Annotated in this window: 20 protein-coding genes, 1 tRNA gene, 2 rRNA genes, 1 other RNA gene, 2 pseudogenes and 1 other annotated feature (2 of these 27 cut by a window edge); of the genes and pseudogenes, 22 read left to right on the top strand and 4 right to left on the bottom strand. The window is 43.9% G+C overall.

Features of this window, described 5'->3' with window-relative positions; all coding sequences use genetic code 11:
- The 5 genes from MKY15_RS07415 to MKY15_RS07395 form a co-directional block, all read left to right on the top strand.
- Positions 1–854: ribosomal RNA gene (locus tag MKY15_RS07415) — 23S ribosomal RNA — on the top strand (it extends 2,078 nt beyond the left edge of the window).
- An 80-nt stretch (positions 855–934) separates the two neighbouring features.
- Positions 935–1,050: ribosomal RNA gene (gene rrf / locus MKY15_RS07410) — 5S ribosomal RNA — on the top strand.
- A gap of 304 nt (positions 1,051–1,354) precedes the next feature.
- Complete coding sequence (locus MKY15_RS07405; protein ID WP_187046277.1) at positions 1,355–1,834, top strand: glutathione peroxidase; 480 nt, start codon at positions 1,355–1,357, stop codon at positions 1,832–1,834.
- Positions 1,835–1,937: 103 nt separating this feature from the next.
- A complete protein-coding gene (gene guaB, locus MKY15_RS07400; RefSeq protein ID WP_067213783.1) occupies positions 1,938–3,401 on the top strand; it encodes an IMP dehydrogenase in 1,464 nt (487 codons plus the stop codon).
- Between the two features lie 174 nt (positions 3,402–3,575).
- Positions 3,576–4,922 carry a serine hydrolase gene (locus MKY15_RS07395; protein ID WP_067213782.1) on the top strand — a complete coding sequence of 449 codons (1,347 nt, stop codon included), beginning with the start codon at positions 3,576–3,578 and terminating at the stop codon, positions 4,920–4,922.
- Between the two features lie 20 nt (positions 4,923–4,942).
- Here MKY15_RS07395 and MKY15_RS07390 read toward each other — a convergent pair whose 3' ends face one another.
- Entirely contained in the window at positions 4,943–6,358 is a 1,416-nt protein-coding gene (locus MKY15_RS07390; RefSeq protein ID WP_067214115.1) for a PLP-dependent aminotransferase family protein, read from the bottom strand.
- 475 nt (positions 6,359–6,833) lie between these two features.
- Here MKY15_RS07390 and pdxS point away from each other — a divergent pair, with 475 nt between their 5' ends.
- From pdxS to serS, 3 genes are all read left to right on the top strand, one after another.
- Positions 6,834–7,679 (top strand): pyridoxal 5'-phosphate synthase lyase subunit PdxS, encoded by an 846-nt coding sequence (gene pdxS, locus MKY15_RS07385; RefSeq protein WP_067213781.1) that lies wholly within the window; start codon positions 6,834–6,836, stop codon positions 7,677–7,679.
- 68 nt (positions 7,680–7,747) lie between these two features.
- Positions 7,748–8,323 carry an NUDIX domain-containing protein gene (locus MKY15_RS07380; RefSeq protein ID WP_342539324.1) on the top strand — a complete coding sequence of 192 codons (576 nt, stop codon included), beginning with the start codon at positions 7,748–7,750 and terminating at the stop codon, positions 8,321–8,323.
- Between the two features lie 80 nt (positions 8,324–8,403).
- Positions 8,404–8,621: a binding site (T-box leader), on the top strand.
- A 193-nt stretch (positions 8,622–8,814) separates the two neighbouring features.
- Positions 8,815–10,092, top strand: coding sequence for a serine--tRNA ligase (gene serS / locus MKY15_RS07375; protein ID WP_067213779.1), 1,278 nt, complete (start codon positions 8,815–8,817; stop codon positions 10,090–10,092).
- Between the two features lie 58 nt (positions 10,093–10,150).
- On the opposite strand, the gene tadA is transcribed toward serS, so the two are convergent.
- Complete coding sequence (tadA, locus tag MKY15_RS07370) at positions 10,151–10,663, bottom strand: tRNA adenosine(34) deaminase TadA (RefSeq protein ID WP_342539323.1); 513 nt, start codon at positions 10,661–10,663, stop codon at positions 10,151–10,153.
- Between the two features lie 303 nt (positions 10,664–10,966).
- Here tadA and MKY15_RS07365 point away from each other — a divergent pair, with 303 nt between their 5' ends.
- The 5 genes and pseudogenes from MKY15_RS07365 (at position 10,967) to MKY15_RS07345 (ending at position 15,930) form a co-directional block, all read left to right on the top strand.
- Positions 10,967–11,614 carry a deoxynucleoside kinase gene (locus tag MKY15_RS07365; RefSeq protein ID WP_067213777.1) on the top strand — a complete coding sequence of 216 codons (648 nt, stop codon included), beginning with the start codon at positions 10,967–10,969 and terminating at the stop codon, positions 11,612–11,614.
- Positions 11,601–12,269: a deoxynucleoside kinase gene (locus MKY15_RS07360; protein WP_067213776.1), complete on the top strand. Its 669-nt coding sequence runs from the start codon at positions 11,601–11,603 to the stop codon at positions 12,267–12,269. The genes MKY15_RS07365 and MKY15_RS07360 overlap by 14 nt, the downstream gene beginning before the upstream one ends.
- Before the next feature lie 1,724 nt (positions 12,270–13,993).
- A pseudogene (locus MKY15_RS07355) lies at positions 13,994–14,455 on the top strand (deoxynucleoside kinase); the annotation flags it as partial.
- A gap of 37 nt (positions 14,456–14,492) precedes the next feature.
- Positions 14,493–15,056, top strand: a pseudogene (locus MKY15_RS07350) (deoxynucleoside kinase).
- Between the two features lie 403 nt (positions 15,057–15,459).
- Positions 15,460–15,930, top strand: coding sequence for an acetylglutamate kinase (locus MKY15_RS07345; protein WP_342539322.1), 471 nt, complete (start codon positions 15,460–15,462; stop codon positions 15,928–15,930).
- Between the two features lie 236 nt (positions 15,931–16,166).
- Here the strand turns inward: MKY15_RS07345 and MKY15_RS07340 are convergent, their stop codons facing one another.
- Positions 16,167–17,537, bottom strand: coding sequence for an aspartate kinase (locus MKY15_RS07340; protein ID WP_338654435.1), 1,371 nt, complete (start codon positions 17,535–17,537; stop codon positions 16,167–16,169).
- 156 nt (positions 17,538–17,693) lie between these two features.
- Here MKY15_RS07340 and MKY15_RS07335 point away from each other — a divergent pair, with 156 nt between their 5' ends.
- Genes MKY15_RS07335 through thrB form a run of 3 tightly spaced genes read left to right on the top strand, consistent with a single transcriptional unit; the run spans position 17,694 to position 20,940 of the window.
- Positions 17,694–18,989 carry a homoserine dehydrogenase gene (locus tag MKY15_RS07335; protein ID WP_067213774.1) on the top strand — a complete coding sequence of 432 codons (1,296 nt, stop codon included), beginning with the start codon at positions 17,694–17,696 and terminating at the stop codon, positions 18,987–18,989.
- Positions 18,989–20,047: a threonine synthase gene (gene thrC / locus MKY15_RS07330; protein WP_067213773.1), complete on the top strand. Its 1,059-nt coding sequence runs from the start codon at positions 18,989–18,991 to the stop codon at positions 20,045–20,047. The genes MKY15_RS07335 and thrC overlap by 1 nt, the downstream gene beginning before the upstream one ends.
- Entirely contained in the window at positions 20,047–20,940 is an 894-nt protein-coding gene (thrB, locus tag MKY15_RS07325; RefSeq protein WP_338654438.1) for a homoserine kinase, read from the top strand. The genes thrC and thrB overlap by 1 nt, the downstream gene beginning before the upstream one ends.
- 380 nt (positions 20,941–21,320) lie before the next feature.
- Here thrB and MKY15_RS07320 read toward each other — a convergent pair.
- Positions 21,321–21,413: transfer RNA gene (locus tag MKY15_RS07320), tRNA-Ser, on the bottom strand.
- Positions 21,414–21,531: 118 nt separating this feature from the next.
- On the opposite strand from MKY15_RS07320, the gene ffs reads away from it, so the two are divergent.
- From ffs to MKY15_RS07290, 6 genes are all read left to right on the top strand, one after another.
- An RNA gene (gene ffs, locus MKY15_RS07315) (signal recognition particle sRNA large type) lies at positions 21,532–21,798 on the top strand.
- 128 nt (positions 21,799–21,926) lie between these two features.
- A complete protein-coding gene (gene dnaX, locus MKY15_RS07310) occupies positions 21,927–23,687 on the top strand; it encodes a DNA polymerase III subunit gamma/tau (RefSeq protein ID WP_187046270.1) in 1,761 nt (586 codons plus the stop codon).
- Between the two features lie 21 nt (positions 23,688–23,708).
- Positions 23,709–24,029, top strand: coding sequence for a YbaB/EbfC family nucleoid-associated protein (locus MKY15_RS07305; RefSeq protein WP_067213770.1), 321 nt, complete (start codon positions 23,709–23,711; stop codon positions 24,027–24,029).
- Positions 24,030–24,040: 11 nt separating this feature from the next.
- Positions 24,041–24,637, top strand: a complete 597-nt coding sequence (recR, locus tag MKY15_RS07300; protein ID WP_067213769.1) for a recombination mediator RecR — start codon at positions 24,041–24,043, stop codon at positions 24,635–24,637.
- 13 nt (positions 24,638–24,650) lie between these two features.
- Positions 24,651–24,863 (top strand): YaaL family protein, encoded by a 213-nt coding sequence (locus tag MKY15_RS07295; protein WP_338654444.1) that lies wholly within the window; start codon positions 24,651–24,653, stop codon positions 24,861–24,863.
- A 56-nt stretch (positions 24,864–24,919) separates the two neighbouring features.
- Positions 24,920–25,000, top strand: partial view of a pro-sigmaK processing inhibitor BofA family protein gene (locus MKY15_RS07290; RefSeq protein ID WP_255428539.1) — the 5' end (the start) only. 183 nt of this gene lie beyond the right edge of the window; the window shows 81 of its 264 coding nt (coding positions 1–81); it begins with the start codon at positions 24,920–24,922; the stop codon falls past the right edge of the window.

Here is a 25,000-nt window from a genome sequence, read left to right as displayed (position 1 = left end):
GCGACAGGACGGAAAGACCCCGTGGAGCTTTACTGTAACCTGATATTGAATTCCGGTGCAGCCTGTACAGGATAGGTAGGAGCCTTGGATTCCGGAGCGCTAGCTTCGGATGAGGCGTTGGTGGGATACTACCCTGGCTGTATTGGACTTCTAACCCATGCCCCTTATCGGGGCAGGAGACAGTGTCAGGCGGGCAGTTTGACTGGGGCGGTCGCCTCCTAAAGAGTAACGGAGGCGCCCAAAGGTTCCCTCAGAATGGTTGGACATCATTCGTAGAGTGCAAAGGCATAAGGGAGCTTGACTGCGAGACCTACAAGTCGAGCAGGGTCGAAAGACGGGCTTAGTGATCCGGTGGTTCCGCATGGAAGGGCCATCGCTCAACGGATAAAAGCTACCCCGGGGATAACAGGCTTATCTCCCCCAAGAGTCCACATCGACGGGGAGGTTTGGCACCTCGATGTCGGCTCATCGCATCCTGGGGCTGTAGTCGGTCCCAAGGGTTGGGCTGTTCGCCCATTAAAGCGGTACGCGAGCTGGGTTCAGAACGTCGTGAGACAGTTCGGTCCCTATCCGTCGCGGGCGCAGGAAATTTGAGAGGAGCTGTCCTTAGTACGAGAGGACCGGGATGGACATACCTCTGGTGTACCAGTTGTCTTGCCAAAGGCATCGCTGGGTAGCTATGTATGGACGGGATAAATGCTGAAAGCATCTAAGCATGAAGCCCCCCTCGAGATGAGATTTCCCATTACGCAAGTAAGTAAGATCCCTCAAAGAAGATGAGGTTGATAGGTCTGGGGTGGAAGCACGGCGACGTGTGGAGCTGACGGATACTAATCGATCGAGGACTTAACCAATTTTGAAAAGGGCTTGATTACCCTGATTCGTGTAGCACAATGTCTGTTTTATTCAGTTTTGAGCGAACAAGCTCAAAGAGTCTGGTGACGATTGCGAAGAGGTCACACCCGTTCCCATCCCGAACACGGAAGTTAAGCTCTTCAGCGCCGATGGTAGTTGGGGGTTTCCCCCTGCGAGAGTAGGACGTCGCCGGTCTCATTGAAAGGCCATTACCTTATAGGTAGTGGCTTTTTTTGTGTTTATTTTTAATGACAATTTGAGATCGTGTTTGGCGGTAAGTAGGAGTATGAAGTGGAAATTAGAAATTAAAAAGAGAAACGTATGTCTATCATTTAAAAATGAATCTAGCTGTAATCAATTCGATTATAAAATAGGCCTGTGATGCGTTATGACTGGTCAAACTGAAACAACACACGCCATCTTTCAATCCCGAATCCTTGTAATTATCTTTGATAAAGCCTATTGTTTGTAGACAACTAAAGTTAAAGGAGCTAATCCTATGAGTACAGTCTATGAATTCTCAGTCAAAAAAATAAACGGTGAAATTCAATCAATGGAAGACTATAAAGGAAAGCCTTTGATTATCGTAAATACAGCAAGTAAGTGTGGCTTTACTAGCCAGTTCAAAGAATTGCAGGAACTATATGAAGAACATAAAGAGCAAGGTCTTGTCGTACTTGGTTTTCCATCGGATAATTTCAATAACCAGGAATTCGATGACATCGAAAAGACAATGGAGTTTTGTGAAATCAATTTCGGCGTAACTTTTCCGATGTTTGCAAAAGTCGATGTCAAGGGCGGCCAAGCCGAACCACTTTTCACATATCTTACTTCCCAAAAGAAAGGGATGCTTACAGAGGGCATCAAGTGGAACTTTACGAAGTTTTTGATTGACCGTGAGGGGAATGTTGTAGAACGCTTCGCACCCCAAACATCACCACTTAAAATGAGTAATGCCATTAACGATATTATTCAGTGAATAATAGGAATACTTTTACTTGTTATCACTGACTTGACAGGTATTGTAGCCGCTGATAACCTTTTAATAATATTCAATTGAAACTAATAGGGGGTATATTGAAATGTGGGAATCAAAATTTACGCGTGAAGGGCTTACTTTCGATGATGTGTTGCTTGTACCGGGACCTTCTGAAGTATTACCTAAAGATGTGTCGCTCTCTGTCAATCTGACGAGTAAGATAAAATTAAACATTCCGGTTATCAGTGCAGGAATGGATACAGTTACTGAGTCGAAGATGGCAATTTCCATGGCACGTCAAGGTGGCCTTGGTGTCATCCATAAAAACATGAGTATTGAAGAACAGGCTGAACAAGTTGTTACGGTAAAACGCTCTGAAAATGGCGTAATTACTAATCCATTCTTCCTGTCACCTGAACATCAGGTTTTTGACGCTGAGCATTTGATGAGTAAATACCGCATTTCTGGTGTTCCAATTGTGAATAATAATGAAGAACTAAAACTTGTCGGTATCCTGACGAACCGTGATCTTCGTTTCATTCAAGATTACTCACTTGTTATCGATGATGTTATGACCAAAGAAAACCTTGTGACAGCACCTGTAGGCACAACATTGGAAGATGCAGAGAAAATCTTGCAAAAGTATAAAATCGAGAAGCTTCCAATTGTCGATGAAAATGGAATCCTTAAAGGTTTGATCACAATCAAGGATATTGAGAAAGTAATCGAGTTCCCAAATGCAGCGAAAGATAAACAAGGTCGACTACTTGTTGGTGCTGCTGTTGGTGTTACTACTGATACGATGGTACGTGTAGAGAAGCTTGTGAAAGCGGAAGTCGATGTTATCGTTATTGACACGGCACACGGGCATTCTAAAGGTGTTCTAGACGTAGTTGCTCAGATCAGACAGCGGTTCCCAGAACTTGAAATTATTGCGGGTAATATTGCCACTGCAGAAGCTACACGTGCGCTCTTTGAAGCGGGCGCTGACGTTGTCAAAGTTGGAATTGGCCCTGGTTCAATTTGTACAACGCGTGTCGTTGCAGGTGTTGGTGTTCCGCAAATTACAGCTATCTACGAATGTGCTTCAGAAGCACGTAAGTTAGGCAAAACGATTATTGCTGATGGTGGCATTAAATATTCTGGTGATATCGTCAAAGCACTTGCTGCTGGTGGACATGTTGTCATGCTTGGAAGTCTTCTCGCAGGAACGACGGAAAGTCCAGGGGAAACTGAAATTTTCCAAGGACGCCGTTTCAAAGTCTATCGTGGTATGGGATCGATTGCTGCAATGGAGCAGGGTTCTAAAGATCGTTACTTCCAAGACGATGCAAAAAAACTTGTACCTGAAGGAATCGAAGGGCGTATGCCTTACAAAGGTCCCTTGTCTGATACGATTCATCAGCTAATCGGTGGTGTTCGTGCAGGAATGGGCTATTGCGGTACTAAAGATCTGCAAGATCTGCGTGAAAAAGCACAGTTCATTCGTATGACGGGTGCAGGATTACGTGAAAGTCATCCACACCAAGTACAAATTACAAAAGAAGCTCCGAACTATTCACTTTGATAAAAGGCTTTAACCCAGGAACTAATGTTTTTTGAGTTTTAGGTCGGAATGAAGGAACTTCAGCACCTTTCCTGCGTCTCCATATGAGCAGAAAGGTGCTTTTTTGGTTTAATACCCAAAGAGTAGCCGAAATATGATAAAATGACTTAGGGAAATAGCAATGATGGAGGTATTATGGTGAAGCGAGAAATGAGACGATGGGTGGCATTTTTGTTAGTGCCGCTACTACTAATAATGACACTCGGGACGGTTCCAGTTTACGCCGACTCAGCACTAGGACTCCATGTAGATGGTGCAATATTAATTGACGCGGAAAGTGGAAAAATATTATATGAAGAAAATGCAGATACGCCACTAGGTATTGCAAGTATGACGAAAATGATGACTGAATATATCCTTTTCGAGGCAATCGAAGAAGGTAAAATAAGCTGGGATCAGGAATATAAAGTGAACGATTATACATATGCGGTTTCACAAGACCGTCGGCTTAGTAATGTTCCACTGCGGAGAGATGGTACATACACGATTCGTGAATTGTATGAAGCAGTAGCCATCTATTCTGCAAATGGGGCGACGATAGCCGTTGCAGAAACAATTGCAGGAACAGAAACTGAATTTTTGAAGCTGATGAATGCGAAAGCAGAAGAGCTTGGCTTGAAAGATTATAAATTTGTCAATTCCACGGGTTTGAATAATAGTGACCTTCAAGGAATGCATCCACAAGGGACAGGTGCAGAAGACGAAAACGTCATGCCTGCAAAATCTGTCGCAAAACTAGCTTACCATTTGTTACATGATTATCCGGAAGTTTTGGAAACGACGAAAGTCAAAACAAAAATATTCCGTGAAGGTACTTCTGATGCTATCAAAATGGACAACTGGAATTTCATGCTTCCAGGGTTTGTTTATGAATACGAAGGCGTTGACGGTCTCAAGACAGGTACGACTGACTTTGCAGGGCACAACTTCACCGGGACGGCAACACGCGATGGTAAACGAGTCATTGCAGTTGTTATGAAAGCGGTTGATGCGAAAGGTGTAGGCTCGTACAAAGCACGATTTGATGCGACGCGTGCTTTGTTCGACTACGGTTTCGGTCAATTCTCAGAAGTTGAATTTGTTCCGGCTGGTTATCAGTTCAAAGATTCTAAAACGCTCGACGTTGTCAAAGGGAAAGCGAAAACTGTCGCTGTAGAGGTAAAGGAACCGATCCGTATGATGGTGAAAACGAGTGAAAAGGATCTCTATGTACCTGAACTTGTGATTGATGAATCAAAAATGAAGGACAATGCACTTCAGGCACCTATTAAAAAAGGTACAGTTGTCGGTCATGTCAATCTCGTGAAAACAGAAGGAACGGATTATGGCTTCATTGATTCAACTAATCCGGGAGCTGATGTTGTTACGAAGGATGCAGTTGAGAAGGCTGGCTGGTTCTCGCTTACAATGAGCGCAATCGGTGACTTTTTCGCAAGCATTTGGAGTAGTGCAACAGGATTTGTAAAAGGTTTGTTTAAATAAAACATCAAGGCGAGGAATCCTTAAATGGATTCTTCGCCTTTTTCAATGGACCATGCATACATGAGATCCTCGATGGCTTGTTTAATGGCCTCTGTAGAAAGGCCGCCGAAGCCGAGAAGGAAGGATGGTTCACCTTCTTTGGGAGCTGTTCTGTAACCGTTTAAGCCGTATACGCGGATGCTTGCCTTCTTTGCTGCTATTGCTAGGGATCTTTCATTTGTTTCAGTGTGGACGGTAAGAATAATGTGCATGCCTGCTTCATCGCCTGAAAATGAAACATGCGGAGCGTAGGATGACAGGGCCTCTGTGAGAACTTGAAGTTTACGTTTATATATTTTCCGCATCCTATTTAAATGGCGTGAAAAGTGACCGTCAGCCATGAAGCGGGCCAGGATGTGCTGGTCGAGCCTTGGTACTGTTGCTGAATAATGAATGAATGCTTTTTCATAACGACTTAGTAACATAAGGGGAAGCACCATATAAGCAATCCGTAGCGATGGCATCAGAGATTTTGAAAATGTACTTAAATAAATGACGTTGCCGCCTTTATCCATACCTTGCAAGGAAGGGATTGGCCTTCCAGTATATCGGAATTCGCTGTCATAATCGTCTTCGATGATAAAATGTTCGTCACCTGATGATGCCCAGTTCAATAAAGCAGTCCTACGCGCTGCTGAGAGGACGATGCCGGTAGGGAATTGATGAGAGGGAGTCACATAGGCAACAGTCGCACCTGAGTGTTGTAGAGACCTTACATCCATCCCTTCTTCATCGACTGCAATCGGAATTGCTTCCCGGTTGTTGTGGAAAAAAACGTGATGAGTAAGCGGGTAGCCGGGATCTTCGATTGCATATGTCGCTGCCGTTCCTAGAATGCGGATGACAAGCGGCATAAGTTGTTCTGTACCTGAACCAATGATGACTTGCTCCGGCGTACAGTCAACGCCGCGGGAGTGATATAAATAGCGTGCAATTTCTTGACGAAGTTCCCAATCACCGTGAGGGTGCCCGAGAAGCAGGAGATCCTTGGAAGACTCGTCCATCACATCTTTTGCGTACTTTCGCCATTGTGTAAAAGGAAATGATTCTGTATCGATTTTACCTGGTGAAAAGTCGAAGGTTATATCTTCAATTTTTTCAACCGGCCTTTTTACGGACAGCTGCATCGGTTGGGCGTAAGCTAGTTCTTCAATTGCCTGCACATAAAAACCTTTTCGAGGTTTCGATGAAATAAACCCCTCTGCTGCAAGCTGTGCATAGGCAAGTTCAACCGTCGTCTGACTGACATCAAGAAAGTCACCAAGTTTTCGTTTAGATGGAAGTTTCATGCCAACTGGCAATTTCCCATCTGTAATATCCCGTCGTATTTGGTTGTACATTTGTTCATATAGCGGCGTATCTGTACTTTTTTCCAATTTAATTAATAGCATCTCCACAGCAACCACTCCATCTGACCCCTTCAACTTGTTTGGAACTGGGTGTTTCAATAAGGTCATATTCTATTATACTGAACAATAAGAAAAGAGGGAAGCGCCTGTTCAGAGGCAACAGGCATAAGACGGGCTGACGGAACGGCGCACTTTGCCGTATAGTCGGCACGGCTTATGACCCGAGCCTCTAGGCGCTGGACTCTAGACAATAAGAAAAGAGGGAAGCGCCTGTTCAGAGGCGACAGGCATAAGACGGTTATATAGGAAGGCAGTCTAAGTTCGCGACGTCGTGTCGCAACGACTGCATGACCTGCATCCGGCAGGCCCAAGCGGCGTTCTTTGCCGTATAGTCGGCACGGCTTTCAATGATCACAGCCTAAATTCGCCGCTTCCTGCGGCAATGTCTGTGTGACCCACATCCTGTGGGCCTCCGAGCCTCTAGGCGCTGGACTCTAGACAATAAAAAAAGGGGGAAGGTAACATGAATTTTAAATACGGAGGCGTCATCATGGACGTCATTAATGCGGAGCAGGCAAAAATAGCGGAGGCGGCAGGGGCAATTGCAGTAATGGCACTTGAGCGCGTCCCTTCTGATATAAGAAAAGCGGGCGGTGTTGCACGCATGGCGGATCCACGAATCATTACGGACGTACAAGGTGCTGTTTCAATTCCGGTGATGGCGAAAGCACGTATCGGTCATATTTCCGAAGCCCGCGTACTTGAGGCACTTGGTGTTGATTATATCGATGAAAGTGAAGTACTTACTCCTGCGGATGAGGAATTCCATTTACTGAAGAGCGCATACAGTGTGCCGTTCGTTTGTGGAGCTCGTGATCTTGGAGAAGCAGCGCGTCGTCTTGGTGAAGGGGCTAAAATGCTTCGTACAAAAGGCGAACCGGGAACGGGGAATATTGTCGAAGCGGTACGTCACCTTCGTATGGTTAATGCCCAAGTGAGTAGACTTGTTCATATGAATGACGACGAAGTAATGACGGAAGCGCGCAATCTTGGTGCACCTTATGAAATCCTTCTTGCCATCAAAAAACACGGACGTCTACCTGTGACAAACTATGCAGCGGGCGGCGTGGCGACACCTGCAGATGCCGCACTTATGATGGAACTTGGCGCAGATGGCGTATTCGTAGGTTCAGGTATTTTCAAATCCGAAAATCCTGAGAAATTTGCACGTGCAATTGTTAAAGCAACAGAAAACTTCAAAGACTATAAACTGATTGGTGAACTGTCTAAAGACATTGGAGAACCGATGAAAGGGTTAGAAATCGGAACCCTTCAAGTGGAAGAGCGTATGTCAGAACGCGGTTGGTAATTAATTAAGAAAAAAGTGGGGGAGAAATCCCTCGCTTTTTTGTATACTTAATTATAGGGGTGATAAGAATGGAACAATTAAAGGTCTTCGATGAAAACTATACCTATTTGAGAAATGAAAATAGAGCCAAGGTCCACTGTGAGGGACTGTGGCATGAAACCTTCCATTGCTGGCTAGTCGATGATCAGTTTGTCTATATTCAAAAAAGAAGCGCTATTAAAAAAGACTTTCCGGGATTGTTTGATATTACCGCTGCAGGGCATATTCTCTCAACAGAAACTGTGGCAGATGGCATTCGTGAGGTGGAAGAGGAATTAGGCATAGAAGTCGATATAACGAAGCTGCATTCGAAAGGTGTTGTGCAGAACAGTATCAAATTGCCCAACTTTATTGATCGTGAGTTTTCGAATGTCTTCCTATATGACTCAACTTTTGCAGCAAGCGACTTTTCATTGCAACAAGAGGAAGTAGAAAGTGTCCATGTCGTGGAGCGAAAGGCACTAATTGACCTTTTCGTTAATGAAGTAATGACAGTTAAATGCATCAATATTTTCGATGGAACATTGGCGGAAATTGGTCTCAGCGACTTTGTTCCACACGAAAGAAATTATTTTGAACAAGTTGCACATATCTTTAAAGAGTAATCTTAAGAAAGCGGATACATTTTTTCTTTGAGTGACTTGCCAAAAAAACCAGCTTGTAGTAAAGTAAGGGTAATTTCAAACATGAGACGATGATGGGAAGCAGTAACAAGCACGTTTTTTGAAGAGAGCCGGCGGGTGGTGTGAGCCGGTAAAAACACTTGTGAATCCGTCCCTGAGTAGCCGGGCTGAAACGTTTAGTAGGCCTGAGCCGGCAGTTGAGCCGTTATTTCAATGGAGTGGATTGGACTTGGTTGTCCGGTCAATTTGGGTGGCAACGCGGGTAGTTCTCGTCCCTTTTATAGGGAATCGAGGGCTTTTTTTGTTGTCCAGCTTCAGGTGTCAGCCCCTCGAGTCACTTCCGTCTTGCTGATAAAGGCAAAAAGCACCTTTGTCAGCAAGCCTTTCAGCGCTTGTCGGAGCTAAGTGATACCTTACGCTTTTCTTTGTTGTCCACTTTCCATTATCGTCTAAAAATTAAGGAGGAATTATTCATGCTAGATATTAAAAAAGTCCGTGCAAATTTTGATGAAGTGAAAGAGAAGCTATCTAAACGCGGAGAGGATATTTCTCAGCTCGATAAATTCCAAGCACTTGATGATAAGCGTAGAGAATTGATTGCAAAAGTTGAAACCTTGAAAGCGGAACGTAACGAAGTATCTCAAAAGGTCGCTGAAATGAAGCGTAATAAAGAAAATGCAGATGACGTTATTGCACGTACGCGTCAAGTTGGGGAAGACATCAAAAAACTCGACGAAGAACTGCACACAGTTGAGGAAGAATTGAATTATATTATGATGCGTATCCCTAATATCCCGCATGACAGTGTTCCTGTTGGCGATAGCGAAGACGACAATGTCGAAATTCGCGTGTGGGGAGAGAAGCCTGAATTTGGATTTGAGCCAAAGCCACACTGGGAAGTGGGAACGGATTTAAATCTCCTTGATTTTGAACGTGCTGCAAAAGTGACGGGAAGCCGTTTTGTTTTTTACCGAGGACTGGGGGCTCGTCTTGAGCGCGCATTGATTAACTTCATGCTTGACCTTCATATTGAAGAACACGGCTACGAAGAAATGTTGCCGCCGTATTTGGTGAATCGCACAAGCTTAACGGGTACAGGACAGTTGCCGAAGTTTGAGGAAGATGCATTTTTAATCAACGAAGAGGATTATTTCCTTATTCCGACATCTGAAGTGCCTGTAACGAACTTCCACCGCGACGAAATCTTGAATGTTGCACAATTACCGGTGGCATTTGCGGCGTATAGCACGAACTTCCGTTCAGAGGCGGGATCTGCTGGCCGTGATACGCGCGGTCTAATCCGTCAGCACCAGTTCAACAAAGTTGAGCTTGTTCGTTTCGTGAAGCCGGAAGATTCTTATGATGAACTCGAAAAATTGACAGGTCACGCTGAAAAGGTATTGCAGTTATTGAAATTGCCATACCGTGCGCTAAAAATGTGTACAGCAGATTTAGGATTCACAGCTGCGAAGAAGTATGATTTAGAAGTGTGGATTCCAACACAAAACCTGTACCGCGAGATCTCTTCTTGTTCAAACTTCGAAGATTTCCAGGCGCGTCGTGCAAATATTCGTTTCCGCCGAGAAGCGGGTGCGAAACCGGAATACGTTCACACATTGAATGGTAGCGGGCTAGCAATTGGCCGTACTGTGGCGGCAATCCTTGAAAATTATCAGCAGGAAGATGGTTCTGTCGTTATTCCTGAGGTTCTTCGTCCGTATATGGGTGGAAAAGAAGTTATTACACTTTAAAAAAAGAAAACGTGCAAGGCGTCATTCGACGTCCTGCACGTTTTCTTTTTTCTCCTGTCTAGGATTCAAGCTCTTGATCAAGGCACTTACGCTTTTGGTCACTCTTTTTCCGTTCACGAATGGCCCTGAAAAATGCCGTAAGCATCTCCCCGCATTCATCCGCCGACACGCCTTCAACCACATCACATTCATGATTAAATCGTGGATCGTTCAATAAGCGATAGAGTGAGTCGACGCAACCGCCTTTTGGATCACGAGCACCGTAGACAACACGTGGGATTCTAGACTGTAAAATAGCACCTGCGCACATTGGACATGGCTCTAGTGTCACATATAGAGTTGTATCTTCAAGGCGCCAGCTGCCAATTTCTTGACATGCATCTTGAATTGCCGACAACTCTGCATGGGTAACTGCGTTTTGGGTGGTTTCTCGCAAATTATGTGCCCGTGCAATTACTTTATCCTCATGAACGATGATTGCGCCAATCGGTACTTCGCCAAGAGCCTGTGCTTTCATCGCTTCGTCAATTGCCATCTGCATATATAGCCGGTCTTTATTAAAAGTATCCAAAGTCATCACTCCTTGGTGATAGTGTAGCATTATCTAGTGGTGAATGAAGGATGTTTTCTTAATCGAGGTGTTGTCTAACTACAGCGTCCAGATGCGGGGTCAGAAGTCGGTACGGCTAGGAAGGATTAAGCTGCATCCATCCCGGATATAGGGCACTGCTTCACCGTTCCTTAAAATTGTTCCACGTGGAAAAAGTCTGAATGTTGAAGAGTGTGAAACATTTGCTACACTCTATTTTTCATTTCAACCGTGTGATAAAATAAAGAGTACTATATATTATGACGACGTGAAGGAGGATTTCTGATGTCTGTTCCGTTCATAACGGTCGAAGGTCCGATTGGAGTTGGAAAAACGTCACTTTCCAAGGCAATCGCGGACACACAGCAATTCCATCAGCTAAAAGAGATTGTGGATGAAAATCCATTTTTAAATAAATTTTATGACAACATCGAGGAATGGAGTTTCCAAACCGAAATGTTTTTTCTTTGCAATCGATATAAACAGCTTAGCGATATTAAAACCGAGATATTGAGTGAACAAAAACCGGTTGTTGCTGATTATCATATTTTTAAAAACCTCATTTTTGCAAAACGTACATTAGATCCAACAGAATATGTGAAGTACGAGGAAATCTATAAGATTTTGACGAAGGACATGCTTGTTCCGAATATAATTGTTTACCTACACGCGAGCCTAGACACACTTATGAAGCGTATTTCACAGCGTGGGCGTGCATTTGAGAAAAACATGGATCCCGCTTATTTGCAGCAACTTGCGGAAGATTACGAGACGTTCATCACGTATTTTGAATCGGCACATCCTGAAATTCCTGTTCTTCGGTTCAACGGAGATGATCTAGATTTCGTTAACAGCGAAGAGGATCTGCAATTCATTTTAGATACTGTCGATGCGACGATACGAAAAGGAGTTACATTGAATGAACTTACGTGAAAAATACGGCATCCCTCAAAATGCTGTCATTACAATTGCAGGGACGGTGGGGGTCGGCAAGTCAACGATGACGCAGGCACTTGCGGATGCACTGAATTTCAGGACATCATTTGAAAATGTCGATCAGAATCCCTACCTCGATCTTTTTTACAATGACTTTGAAAAGTGGAGCTTCCATTTACAAATTTACTTCTTGGCAGAGCGATTCAAGGAGCAGAAACGTATATTTGAATATGGCGGTGGATTTATCCAAGACCGTTCGATTTATGAAGATACAGGTATTTTTGCAAAAATGCATATGGAAAAAGGGACGATGAACCCGGTTGATTATGATACGTATACGAATCTGTTTGAAGCAATGGTTATGACACCCTATTTTCCGCATCCGGATTTGCTGGTTTATTTGGAAGGACCGCTTGACGGCATCATTTCACGTGTCAAAGAACGCGGTCGCGTGATGGAACAGGAGACACCGGTTTCATACTGGGAAGAGATGCACGGACGCTATGAGAATTGGATCAATTCGTTCAATGCATGCCCGGTATTACGTCTAGATATCAATGATTATGATCTTCTTACTAATCCGCGAGAAGTGGAAACGATTGTTGAGAAAATAGGACATTCCCTGAAGCAAACGTCACTTTTGAAAAAATGAAATCATCCCCAAAAATATAACGGATACTCTTTTTGAGGACAAAAAATTAGCAGGGCAAAACAGGGGCCAATTCGCATTAGCGGACAGGTCCCTATTTGTTCAACTAACTGGCCAGTTTGATCTTTAAGCCGACAAAAACAACAAACAGGCCTTTACACGATGCGGTAAAAGAGAACTGTTCTTTTCTCTAAACCTAATCGTCTGTCTTGGATGTCAACTTGATGTCAGCCAGGTGCTTCGCGACAACCTTCTTCCCTTCTTCCACTTGCTCGTCCGTGAAACCTTTACTCGTCATATTCGACTGCCACCTTACAAGATAGTCGCTTACTCTGTCCACTCGATCTGCTGTGCTGGCCGCGGATACTTCATGGCTAAAGCTGAGTTCCTCCTCAGCCCAATCATCAATAAAGTGGGCGCTGGCTAAAACCAAAACTGAACATGCAATGGCGACTATTGAACACACTATGGCTATCACTTTGTACGGCATTCCCATTCCCCCCAGACAGCTTCTTTTCTTAACTGTACAGGAACTTCAGGGTTAATTAAAACTAAAAATTCCGATAAATAACGAGAGATACCCATTTATTTCGGAAGGAATTTCATCTTATCCATTTCCTTCGACAGCTTAATTTGTCTAATGCTGATGGTGTGTAGGGGAAATTTCTTTTTTCGCGAGTCATTAAAATTGTTGCGATAGAAAAGCGGTTAATTCGTGGGAAATACGGAAAAAGCCCTAGTACTTGGAATGAATTAGGATTCCCACTAATACCGCTTCGACGCTTTGTGGATGCCTCCCGCGATAAGCCAGAAAGGAGACCGCTTTCAGTCTTATCGCTCCGGCTACCACGAAGACGCGCCTGCGCTAGATAGTCTATGTGAGAAAGCGCATTTCATAATCAGGGATTAGACCCGCAATCTGTATTGCAAATTTCTCGAATTAAATTTATATCAAATAGTAATCACCTTACATTCTCGCCATATACATCTCAAAATCGCATTTCTCTCGATATTGAATACCCTAGCGCAGGCGTGGCAAAGGGTTCGCCAAAGCGCCAAGCGTTCTACAATTCACACCCCGAATTACACCTCGTTTATTATTGAGTGCCATGGCAGATTCAATGGGATTCTTTAACTCAACTTTTCATAGATAATGGAGAAATAATCATACATAAAAATCCGTCGATTGATGGAGAATCAGATTGATAGTCACAACTGTTGATTAACCATTCTCTCGCATAAAAAACAGGTAAGAAAGGCTTGAAAAACTCTGTTTTCACGGGATCATTTCCGGTCAGCTTTTGGCAAACCAGCCACACCCTTTTTAGTAATCCCGTTATGAATAGTTACCTGTCGCATTCCTATACATCAAAACATCTCGGTAATCGTATAGAGGTCGTTCAATCCAAAGATACTGTACAAGAAGTGCCTAGTGTTTGATTCAGTTATTCACTGGTATTTTTTGGTTAATTAACCCATGTGATTGAAAGTAGAACTATAAACACCCATCTCACATAGAAGCAGTTTCCGGGTATGTTTACGCCACTAATTTAAGACAAACGGCACATCATCTCATTTAGATGGTGTGCCGTTTTATCTATATGTATATTGAATAATTGGATACCTATATAAACTCATTAAGTGCAGGCGCCTTAACAGGGATAGCCAACCGAAAAACGAAGAATACAGTTAATGCCAAGAGGCATCCCCGAGCGTCGTAGCGTATTCAATGGCATTTCTTATTTAAAATGTATTTTCTTTGTAATCGATATAAACAGCTTAGAGATACGAAAACCGAGATATTGATTGAACAAAAACCGGTTGTTTCTGATTATCATATTTTTAAAAACCTCATTTTCGCGAAACGGACATTAAGTCCGTAAGAGTATATGAAGTACGAGGAAATTTATAAGATTTTGACGAAGGACAAGCCTGTCCCAAACGTCATTATCTACCTTCACGCAAGCTTGGACACGCTTGTAAAGCGTATTTCCCAGCGCGGGCGTGATTTTGAAAAAAACATGGATCCCATTTATTTGCAGCAACTTGCGGAAGATTACGAGACGTTCATCACGTATTTTGAATCGGCACATCCTGTTCTTCGGTTCAACGGAGATGATCTTGATTTCGTCAACAGTGAAGAGGATCTGCAATTCATTTTAGATACTGTCGACGCGACGATACGAAAAGGAGCAAGATTGAACGAACTAACGCGAAAAATATGGCATCCCGCAAAATGCTGTTATTACAATTGCGGGGACAGTTGGCGTTGGCAAGTCGACGATGACGTAGGCGCTTGCGGATGCACTCCACTTACAGATTTACTTCCTGGCAGAGCGCTTCAAGGAACAGAAACGGATTTTCGAATATGGCGGCGGTTTTATCCAAGACCGTTCGATTTATGAAGATACAGGCATTTTTGCGAAAATGCATATGGAAAAAGGGACGATGAATCTCGTTGACTATGATACGTATACCAATCTGTTTGAAGCGATGGTTATGACACCGTATTTCCCGCATCCGGATTTACTTTCCTACTTGGAGGGGCCGCTTGACGGGATTATCTCGCGTGTGAAAGAGCGCGGTCGTATAATGGAACAGGAGACACCAATTGCTTACTGGGAAGAGATGCATGGGCGGTATGAGAATTGGATTAATTCATTCAATACGTGCCCAGTATTACGTTTCGATATTAATGACTATGATCTTATTAATAATCCTATTGAAGTGGAAACGATTGTCGATAAAATCGGGCATTCCCTGAAGCAAACGTCACTTTTGAAGAAATGAACTAAACTACAAGAATGTAGCCGGTATTATGGGCTGCATTTTTTATTTCACAAGTTTTACCCATTTTGAATAGGATGTAATGGTTACACCTGTGGGAGACTTGGGAGTTAAGAATGATTGCGGATACGATTGTTAAGCAATTTCCTTATCTGTTTATTTGAATGAAACTATGGCTTAAAGGAGTGATTGTGAAGTGAACCCTTATTCGAACGAATTACCCTCTTATCCTGTCGGGCCGAGTTATCAAGGGCCATATTCACATTATACGGCGCCCGTCAGGTATATCTTAAATAACCAAACTGATGTATATGGCAGATGTTGCATAAGTAAGGCGAAAGCCGACTTTGTGAGCATGAACCGGCTTCTCTGGATGGAGCATGTCAACTGGACGAGGATGACGATTATGGGCATCGTATTCGGCTTGCCGGATTTACCATCTGTCCAAGAGCGTCTTTTGAGAAATGCGACGGATTTGGGGAATTGCTTACGGCCCTTTTATGGCGATAATATAGCGGATAGATACGCCGCACTGATTAAAGAACATTTAGTGCTAGCTGCTGAATTAGTAACGGCAGCTGCAAAAGGGGATCCGAACAAGGCGGCGGAAGCGGAGAAACAATGGTATAGGAATGCAGACGATATCGCCGACCTTTTAAGTAGCATCAATCCGTATTTAAACAAAGAAGAATTTAGAAAAATGTTTTATACGCATTTGGCTTTAACCAAACAGGAAGCAGTTTATATGCTTCAGAAAAACTATAAGGCTGATATTGAAGTGTTCGATAAAATCGAAGCGGAAGCTTTAGAAATGTCGGATTTGATAGCGGGTGGCATTGTTAAGCAGTTTCCAGGTATGTTTATGCCGCTATGTTAAGACAAATGGCACACCATCTAATGAGATGGTGTGCCGTTTTATCTATATGTATATTGAGTAATTCGATACCTAAATAAACTCATGAAGCGCAGGCGCTTTAACAGGGGGTAGCCAACCGAACGACGAAGAATATTGTTAATTCCAAGAGGTTAATCCATATAGGTTAATGGATACTTTATCTGGCTTATGGTGGGAGGAATCCCCGAGCAACGTAGCGAATTCAATGGAATTTTTTATTAGTTGGAAAGAACCGCAGATTTCAGAAAAAATTCAGCGTACAGTTCTTTTAAGATTTTTGTTTCGTCTTTTTTATGAACGCCGAAGACAAGGCTGACTTCTGATGAACCTTGGTTGATCATTTGGATACTAGCACCAGTGCGTGCGATGGCTGAGGCGGCACGTGCAGCCAGTCCAGTAGAATGACGCATTCCTTCGCCTACAAGAACGATCATGGAGTAATTAGAATGCATATGGACGTGATCCGCGTTCAATTCCTCTTTTGCTCGGCGTACAATCCGTGCTTCTTTATCCGCATTGAGAAATTTACTTCTGATGATGACAGACAAGTTATCAATACCGGAAGGCGTGTGCTCAAATGGAATTTCTTCTTCCTCTAGGATTTGCAATAACTTTCTTCCGAAACCAATTTCCTGGTTCATTAAATATTTGTCGACAAACAGTGTGGAAAATCCACTATCAGCGGCAATACCAATGACCGGCTGTGCAAAGTAATTTCGTTCATTGACGATAAGTGTTCCCGGAGCCTCCGGATTATTGGTGTTTTTAATGCACACAGGAATGGAACGACGGAATGCGGGCATTAGCGCTTCGTCGTGAAAGACGGAGAATCCTGCATAGGCTAGTTCCCGCATTTCACGGTAAGTCATTTTATCGATGCCGACCGGATTGTCGACAACATTCGGGTTGGCTGCAAAGACTGAGTCAACGTCTGTAAAATTTTCATACAGCTCAGCTTCTGTCGCTGCGGCAAGTAGAGATCCTGTGATGTCCGATCCACCTCTGTTGAATGTCCGAAGTGTTCCGTCTGTCGTGTAGCCAAAAAAGCCTGGGAAAACGATAATACCTGGTTTGTCGCGTAATTGTGCAAGCTGGTCATCGCCTTCAGGGAGTGCGCGTACCCGTTCTGGTCGTTCATTGACCAGTAGACCGGCCTCTTTTGGACACATATAGTGTGCATCCATTCCAATGTGTGTGAAGTAGGCAGCAATTAGCTTCGCGTTGTTGTCTTCTCCAGATGCTTTTAAGCAATCCATGAAGAGATTGGCGTCATTTACATCGTTAGCGAGACGTCCATGCAAATCATTTTCGATAACGGATACGATCTCCATTGAAAGACCAAGTCCTGCAGCGATCTGTTGATAGCGGGCTACTACTTCCTTAAATTCAATTTCTGTGTCTTCCCCCCTAAGGGCTTTTTCAGCAAGTTGGATTAGTAGATCCGTTACTTTTTCATCTGAGCCAAACCGTTTGCCGGGTGCTGAGACAACAATGATTTTACGACTGGGATCAGTTTTTACGATTTGAGCGACTTTTTTTATTTGATCGGAAGACGCTACTGAAGTACCTCCAAATTTGCAAACTTTCACAATCATCAAATCCTTTCTATTATATAATGGGATGAATGTATTTATTCTATGACTTTATCACAAAAAGGTTGTTATTATCCGAATATTTCACTATAATGTCTTTATGCAAAGAACAATTGTTTTTTCATAGTGTACATACAGTTAGGAGAATCGTCAATGAGAAATGAAATTAATATTGGATTATTAGGATTTGGGGTTGTCGGCAGCGGGGTGGCTAAAATCTTGCAAGATCACCAAGAAGACCTCCATCATAAACTTGGCGTTCCTGTCAAAATTAAAAAAGTTCTTGTGAAAAATTTACATAAAAATCGGGAAACAACACTTTCATTGGAAACATTCACGGATAATTTGTATGAAGTGCTTGAAGACTCGTCTATAGATTTAATAGTAGAAGTGATGGGCGGGACCTTCGATGCGAAAGAAGCGATTGAAAGTTCCCTGCGGGCTGGAAAAGGTGTCGTAACTGCCAATAAAGACGTTATGGCAGAATTCGGACCTGGATTATTGAAGCTGGCGGATGAAAACAAGTGTGATCTGTTTTACGAAGCAAGCGTCGGGGGCGGAATCCCGTTAATTCGCACCCTTGAAGATGGACTTGCTTCTGACCGAATCCGTGCGTTGACAGGTATTGTGAATGGAACAACGAACTTCATCTTAACAAAAATGAAACATGAAAAAATGTCTTATGAAGATGCATTGGCAGAGGCGACGGCACTTGGTTTTGCAGAGGCAGATCCATCGGCGGATGTTGATGGCATTGATGCAGCGCGCAAAATGGTTATTTTGGCTTCATTGTCTTTCTCAACCGAAGTCCGTCTAGGCGATGTTTTTGTGAGAGGGATGAAGGAAATCCAAGAAGGCGATCTAGAACTGGCTGAGCAGTTTGGCTATACGGTGAAGTTAGCGGGGTCAGCTAAGAAGAATGAGGATGGTATTGAAGTAGCTGTAGAGCCTGTGTTTTTCCCGAATTCGCATCCTTTGGCATCAGTGAACAATGAGTTCAATGCCGTATATATTTATGGAGATGCAGTTGGAGAAACAATGTTCTATGGACCGGGGGCTGGATCAATGCCGACTGCCACGTCTGTAACGGGAGATATTATTGCAGCGTGCCGTAATTTGCTGCTAGGTGTCAACGGCAAAAGGTTACACGCACCTCAGTATGAGCGAAAAGTGAAAAGTGATAGTAATAAGTTCGCACGTTATTTCCACCGAATTCGCGTGAGAGACGAAGTAGGTGTCCTGACGAAATTAACGTCTATTTATAGCAAGCACGGTGCAAGTCTGGCGACGGTTGTTCAGCATTCCGATAAAAAGGCGGCTGACGCGGACCTGATTTTCATCACGCATCAAATTTCGAGACAACAGCATTTAGATATTGTGAATGAATTGAACGAGACACCAAAGGTAATCGGCGTACTAAGCCATTACCGGGTAGAGGGGGAAGAATGATGAAAAGATGGAATGGATTAATTGAGGAATATAAAGAATGGTTACCGGTGACAGAAAATACGCCGGCGTTAACGTTGCAGGAAGGGAATACCCCTCTTATTCACATGCCAAATTTATCTGAACAATGGGGCATTAACCTTTACGTGAAAACGGAAGGAACGAATCCAACTGGTTCATTTAAAGACCGGGGCATGGTTATGGCGGTCGCAAAAGCGAAAGAAGAAGGAAAAAAAGTTCTTATTTGTGCATCAACGGGTAATACGTCTGCAGCTGCGGCGGCATACGGTGCTCGTGCTGGAATGCGGACAATTGTAGTTATTCCGGAAGGTCGAATCGCACTTGGCAAGTTGGCTCAGGCGAAAATGTATGGCGCAGAAATTGTAGAAATCGAAGGCAACTTTGACGAAGCATTGGCTATGGTGCGTGCGGCTGGCGAGGGAGACGTTGCGCTCGTGAACTCGGTTAACCCGTATCGCCTTGAAGGTCAAAAGACAATTGCGTTTGAAACGATTGAGCAACTTGGAAAAGTACCGGATATTTTTGCACTTCCGGTTGGGAACGCAGGTAATATTTCGGCGGCTTGGAAAGGTTTCAAAGAATATGCTGATAAGAAGGGTACTGAGTTACCGGTTCTTCTTGGTGTACAAGCCGACGGAGCTGCACCGATTGTTTATAATCGCGTATTCGAAAACCCCGAAACGGTTGCAACGGCAATTCGAATCGGTAATCCCGCAAGTTGGGAACTGGCGAACAATGCCTTGGCGGAGTCGAATGGAACAATTCTCGCTGTAACAGATGAAGAGATTTTAGAAGCATATAGTTTAATCGCTTCATCTGAAGGTGTTTTTGCAGAACCAGGCTCGTGTGCTTCAATTGCGGGCGTTAAAAAACAAGTGGAGAGCGGCTTGTTGAAAAAAGGTTCAACTGTAGTTGCTGTATTGACGGGTAACGGTCTAAAAGATCCAGATACAGCAATTGAAGTAAATAAAGAGAAACCAATGATGTCACGGGAACAATTTGATGCGTTTCTTAGTGAGTTAAAGGCGGGGGCAAAGTAATGGCAGAATCCAATTTTTCCGTTGTCGTACCTGCATCGACGGCAAATCTTGGGCCAGGCTTCGATAGTATCGGACTTGCACTTAATCTTTATATGACGGTGAATGTATCGCCGTCAGAGGATTGGGAAGTTACGTATAAAGACGATGGTTTTGAAGATTTACCGACCGGTGAAAATAATTTAATTGTGAAGACAGTTACTAATATAGCTGAGCGAAAAGGGCGTGTTGCACCAGCATCACGACTTATCATTCAGTCGGATATTCCGCTTGGTAAAGGACTTGGAAGCAGTGCAACGGCAATTGCAGCAGGAATTGAAATTGCAAACCAACTTCTTGAATTGAATCTTTCCGCGAAGGAAAAAGTGCTTCTAGGTAGTGGATATGAAGGGCACGCGGATAATATCTCGGCTGCACTTCTTGGGGGAGTGACAATTTCTTATTTTGATGGCGTGGAAATGGATGTCGTTCATATAAGAGAACCAAAAATGGGAGCTGTGATACTTGTTCCGCCTGAGGCATTGCTGACGGAAGCATCTAGGGGGCTTCTGCCAGGCCAACTCTCACATTCAGAAGCAATACGTAGTAGCGCAGCGGGGAATGTACTTTCAGCAGCGATTGCCCGGGATGATTGGGAAACGGCGGGGCGTATGATGGAAAAGGATATCTTTCATGAGCCGTATCGTAAGAAGTTATTTCCTGAGTTCGACCGGATCCGTGAAGTTTGCCACGAGTACGGTGCGTATGGCATGACAATTAGTGGAGCGGGTCCTTCTCTTTTCGTGGCTGTGAAACAAGGTAACGAGGGCGAATTGGCAAAGCGATTGGCAGTTGCGTTCCCGTACTATGGTTGTATTGCTGTCAAACCGTCTAATGCGGGTGCTGTGGTTAATTGAATAGAGAAAAGCGCAAGCGCAAGCGCCTCGGTAGACCCGAAAAGCGCTGGCCGACTAAATTCGCCACGTCCTGTGGCAACGTCGGCACTAGTACGTCCTGTACGTCGGAGGGTCTGAAGATAAAGGCGCTCTTTGCCTTTAACTTAAAGACTGAAGCGACAGAGGAAGGCAGCTTAGGATCGCGACATCCTGTCGCAACAGCTACATGACCCACGTCCTGTGGGCCCAGGGGCTAGGCGCTGGAGCCTAGACAGAACAAAAAAGAAGCGGACCAGTAAAATGGCTCCGCTTCTTAAAGTTTAATTACTATAATAGGCAAAATAAAAATTCGTTATCTACTAACGAATTCGATTTCAAGCATATACGTTTAGTTGAAAAAATGGAGGAGGTAGAGGGATTCGAACCCCCGCGGGATTTGACTCCCCTGTCGGTTTTCAAGACCGATCCCTTCAGCCGAGCTTGGGTATACCTCCGTATCAACAATTAATAATTTATCATGTTTGAAATGAAGTGTCAACAGTTTTATAAAAATAACTTTGTTCACATGATATTAATTGATTTAATCTAGCAGATTGAGTATACTTGTAAATGCCGTGCTAGGTGGGGAGATAGCGGTGTCCTGTAACTTGCAATCCGCTCTAGCAAGACTGAATCCCTTCCCGAGGCTGTCCGTATTGTAGGGTCTGCCTCTTGCACGCAGTGTTGACGTTTGGGTCCCGCGCAATGGGAACCTATGAACTATGTCAGGTCCGGAAGGAAGCAGCATTAAGTAGAATTTCTCATGTGCCGCGGGGTCGCCTAGACCGAGCTGGCGACAGGAGTAACGCTTATGTGTGGCTGTCGGAGGAAGGTGCACGGCATTAATTTCACAATTCGACTCGTCCGTTTCTGCGGACGAGTTTTTTGTTGCGCTAATAAAGGATTCGTATAGGCGTTTGTGCTATAATGGAAACATTAGCGCATTGCGTCAAAAGGAGAGGAAACTGTTGGTGTATCAAGCTTTTTACCGCGTATATCGGCCTCAATCATTTGCTGAGATGTCCGGACAGCAACATGTGAAACAGACACTTCAGAACGCCCTCCTTCATAATAAGACGACACATGCTTATCTTTTCTCGGGTCCAAGAGGTACAGGGAAGACAAGTGCGGCGAAAGTTTTTGCGAAAGCGTTAAATTGCGAAAATGGTCCAGCAAAAGAACCGTGCAATGAGTGTCCGACGTGTATCAGCATCACGGAAGGGTCGAATACGGATGTCATCGAATTTGATGCAGCTTCGAACTCACGTGTTGAGGAAATGCGAGACATTATTGAAAAGGTACGGTTTGCCCCGTCGAATGCTCGTTTTAAAGTATATATTATCGATGAGGTACATATGTTATCAAATTCGGCATTCAATGCGCTTTTGAAAACTCTTGAGGAACCGCCATCGCATGTCGTATTTATCTTAGCAACCACAGAACCGCATAAACTACCATTGACGATTATTTCGAGGTGTCAGCGCTTCGATTTTAAACCAATTACACCGGCTGATATTACTAATCGAATGAAGACGGTACTTGCGGATACGGGTATTGAGTCTGATGAAAGTGCTTTGAAAGTAATTGCGCAGGCGGCTTCTGGAGGAATGCGTGATGCACTCAGTATGCTTGACCAAGTTGTGTCGTTTAGTGGAGACAAGATAACAATTGAAGATGCACTGCTTGTAACCGGATCAATTGGTGAAGACATTTTCCATCAGTTGGCGGAAGCGCTACTTGGTAAAGACGCTGGCATGGTACTGACATTGCTTGATCGACTTATTGCGGAGGGAAAAGATGTTTCCAGGCTAGCAGAAGATTTAATCACGTTTTTCCGGGATCTTCTTCTTCTGCGAACAGCACCCAGCTTAAAAGATTTACTCGAACTCATACCTGGCGATGAACGGTTTGTAGAAATGGCACAACGATTTGAAATGGATACGTTGTACTTATTCATTGACATACTGGCAAAAACGCAACAGGAAATGCGGTTCTCCAATCATGCAAAAGTCTATATTGAGTCTGCCTTTTTGAAAATGATTCATCTTGACAGCCCCGTGCAGGTCAGTGGAGGCAATCATGCCATTGATCCGGGGCTTACGCAGAAGGTAGCAGATCTTGAGCGCACAATTATGGAGTTGCAACAGCAGATGTCTAGTGGTGGAATGAATAAGCAGACGGCTGCAGATCAATCCGCTCAACCACGGAAAAATGCGTCAAAATCGTCGCAAGGCTTCAAAGTTCCGACAGGTAAAATTCACGAAGTATTGAAATCTGCGACAAAACAAGACATCCAGACGATTCGGGAAGAATGGGCGGGGATGATGCAGACAATGCAAAGGTCACATGCCGCGCTTCTCGAAGAGACAGAACCAGTCGCAGCATCAGAGAATGCTTTTGTGTTAAAATTCAAATATGAAATCCATTGCCTCATGGCGTCTGAAAATCCGTCACTTCGGTCGGGCTTGTCAGATGCCTTACGTTCACGAACCGGGAAAGCATATGAAGTCGTGTATGTGCCTGAAGAAGGTTGGTTGAGTGTAAGGGGAGACTTCATTCGGAAAAATGGGCTCGCTAAACAACAAGAGCCGGAAAGTTCTGATGAAGGGGTGCCTGGTGAAGAAATGCTTTCTTTCGTAAAGGAAGCAGAACAGGAAAATGCGGATCCGATTGTAACTGAGGCGGAAAAGATTTTCGGTAAAGATTTCATAGAAGTCCATGACGATTAAAAATTAGAGGAGGAAACAAACATGAAGGGTATGGGAAATATGCAAGGCATGATGAAACAAATGCAGAAAATGCAAAAACAAATGGCTGTAGCACAGGAAGAGCTTGGTGAAAAACGTCTTGAGGGTGCAGCAGGTGGCGGTATGGTAAAAGTCATCGTATCTGGAGATAAGCAGGTTGTCGAAGTAATCGTTGACCCGTCCGTAGTGGATCCGGAAGATGTTGAAATGTTACAAGACCTTATTGTCATTGCTACGAATGATGCTATGGCTAAAGCGGAAGAATTAACGAACTCGACGATGGGTCAATTCACAAAAGGATTGAATCTGCCAGGAATGTTCTAGGAGGCACATAAATGCATTATCCTGAACCAATATCAAAACTGATGGATAGTTTTATGAAATTGCCAGGTATCGGCCCGAAAACAGCGGGTCGTCTGGCGTTTTTTGTCTTAAGCATGAAGGAAGATACTGTGTTGGATTTTGCAAAAGCTCTGGTTGACGCTAAACGGAATCTGCGTTTTTGCTCAGTTTGCGGTCATATTACAGATATCGACCCCTGCCACATTTGTCAGGATACACAACGCGATGGTTCGATAATTTGTGTTGTTCAAGACCCGAAAGACGTTATTGCCTTGGAGAAGATGAGGGATTTCAAGGGGCTTTATCATGTCCTTCACGGTGCTATCTCGCCGATGGATGGAGTTGGCCCTGAGGATATTAATGTCCCGTCGCTACTTGTTCGATTGCAGAATGAAGAGGTTGAGGAATTGATCCTAGCCACGAACCCTACAATAGAAGGAGAAGCGACTGCGATGTACATCTCGAGGCTTGTTAGACCTTCAGGAATCAAAACAACTAGAATTGCGCATGGACTACCTGTCGGCGGTGATCTCGAATACGCGGATGAAGTTACATTATCGAAGGCGCTGGAAGGTCGCCGGGAGTTATAGGGGGTCCGCTTCGGTGTTTAGACGAAAAAGTAAGCTGAAAAAAGAGTTTGATGAACGCCTTCATTCATTAATGGTAGCAACGAAAGAAGAGTGGGAACAGGCAAGAGGGATTGAGCGCTATCTCAATGATTATGATCAAGAAGTAATTGTTAGACGTAAAATAGCCGAGTGTAAACACTTTTACTTATATAAAGAAGCAAAAGCTCGACAGTTAGGCAAGGATTGATATATTTTCACGGGATCGCATAGAATGGATCATTCATTGAAAAAGGAGTGTTTCCCGTGAAAGTTATCGGTATTGTTGTCGTTATATTGGTTCTCCTTCTATTAGTAGTGGTGGATAAGAAACATATCCACCGAGCT

The sequence above is a fragment of the Sporosarcina sp. FSL K6-1540 genome, assembly GCF_038620285.1.
GTDB lineage: Bacteria > Bacillota > Bacilli > Bacillales_A > Planococcaceae > Sporosarcina > Sporosarcina psychrophila.
This window is presented reverse-complemented; position numbering and strand designations above follow the sequence as displayed.

Bases quoted from the DNA above. Each gene is read 5' to 3' on its own strand.
- MKY15_RS07335 (WP_067213774.1), top strand. From the start codon at position 17,694: ATGAGAAATGAAATTAATATTGGATTATTAGGATTTGGGGTTGTCGGC.
- MKY15_RS07380 (WP_342539324.1), top strand. From the start codon at position 7,748: ATGGAACAATTAAAGGTCTTCGATGAAAACTATACCTATTTGAGAAAT.
- thrC (WP_067213773.1), top strand. From the start codon at position 18,989: ATGAAAAGATGGAATGGATTAATTGAGGAATATAAAGAATGGTTACCG.
- serS (WP_067213779.1), top strand. From the start codon at position 8,815: ATGCTAGATATTAAAAAAGTCCGTGCAAATTTTGATGAAGTGAAAGAG.
- MKY15_RS07360 (WP_067213776.1), top strand. From the start codon at position 11,601: ATGAACTTACGTGAAAAATACGGCATCCCTCAAAATGCTGTCATTACA.
- MKY15_RS07305 (WP_067213770.1), top strand. From the start codon at position 23,709: ATGAAGGGTATGGGAAATATGCAAGGCATGATGAAACAAATGCAGAAA.
- MKY15_RS07345 (WP_342539322.1), top strand. From the start codon at position 15,460: ATGGGCATCGTATTCGGCTTGCCGGATTTACCATCTGTCCAAGAGCGT.
- thrB (WP_338654438.1), top strand. From the start codon at position 20,047: ATGGCAGAATCCAATTTTTCCGTTGTCGTACCTGCATCGACGGCAAAT.
- MKY15_RS07405 (WP_187046277.1), top strand. From the start codon at position 1,355: ATGAGTACAGTCTATGAATTCTCAGTCAAAAAAATAAACGGTGAAATT.
- MKY15_RS07395 (WP_067213782.1), top strand. From the start codon at position 3,576: ATGGTGAAGCGAGAAATGAGACGATGGGTGGCATTTTTGTTAGTGCCG.
- MKY15_RS07365 (WP_067213777.1), top strand. From the start codon at position 10,967: ATGTCTGTTCCGTTCATAACGGTCGAAGGTCCGATTGGAGTTGGAAAA.
- guaB (WP_067213783.1), top strand. From the start codon at position 1,938: ATGTGGGAATCAAAATTTACGCGTGAAGGGCTTACTTTCGATGATGTG.
- pdxS (WP_067213781.1), top strand. From the start codon at position 6,834: ATGAATTTTAAATACGGAGGCGTCATCATGGACGTCATTAATGCGGAG.
- recR (WP_067213769.1), top strand. From the start codon at position 24,041: ATGCATTATCCTGAACCAATATCAAAACTGATGGATAGTTTTATGAAA.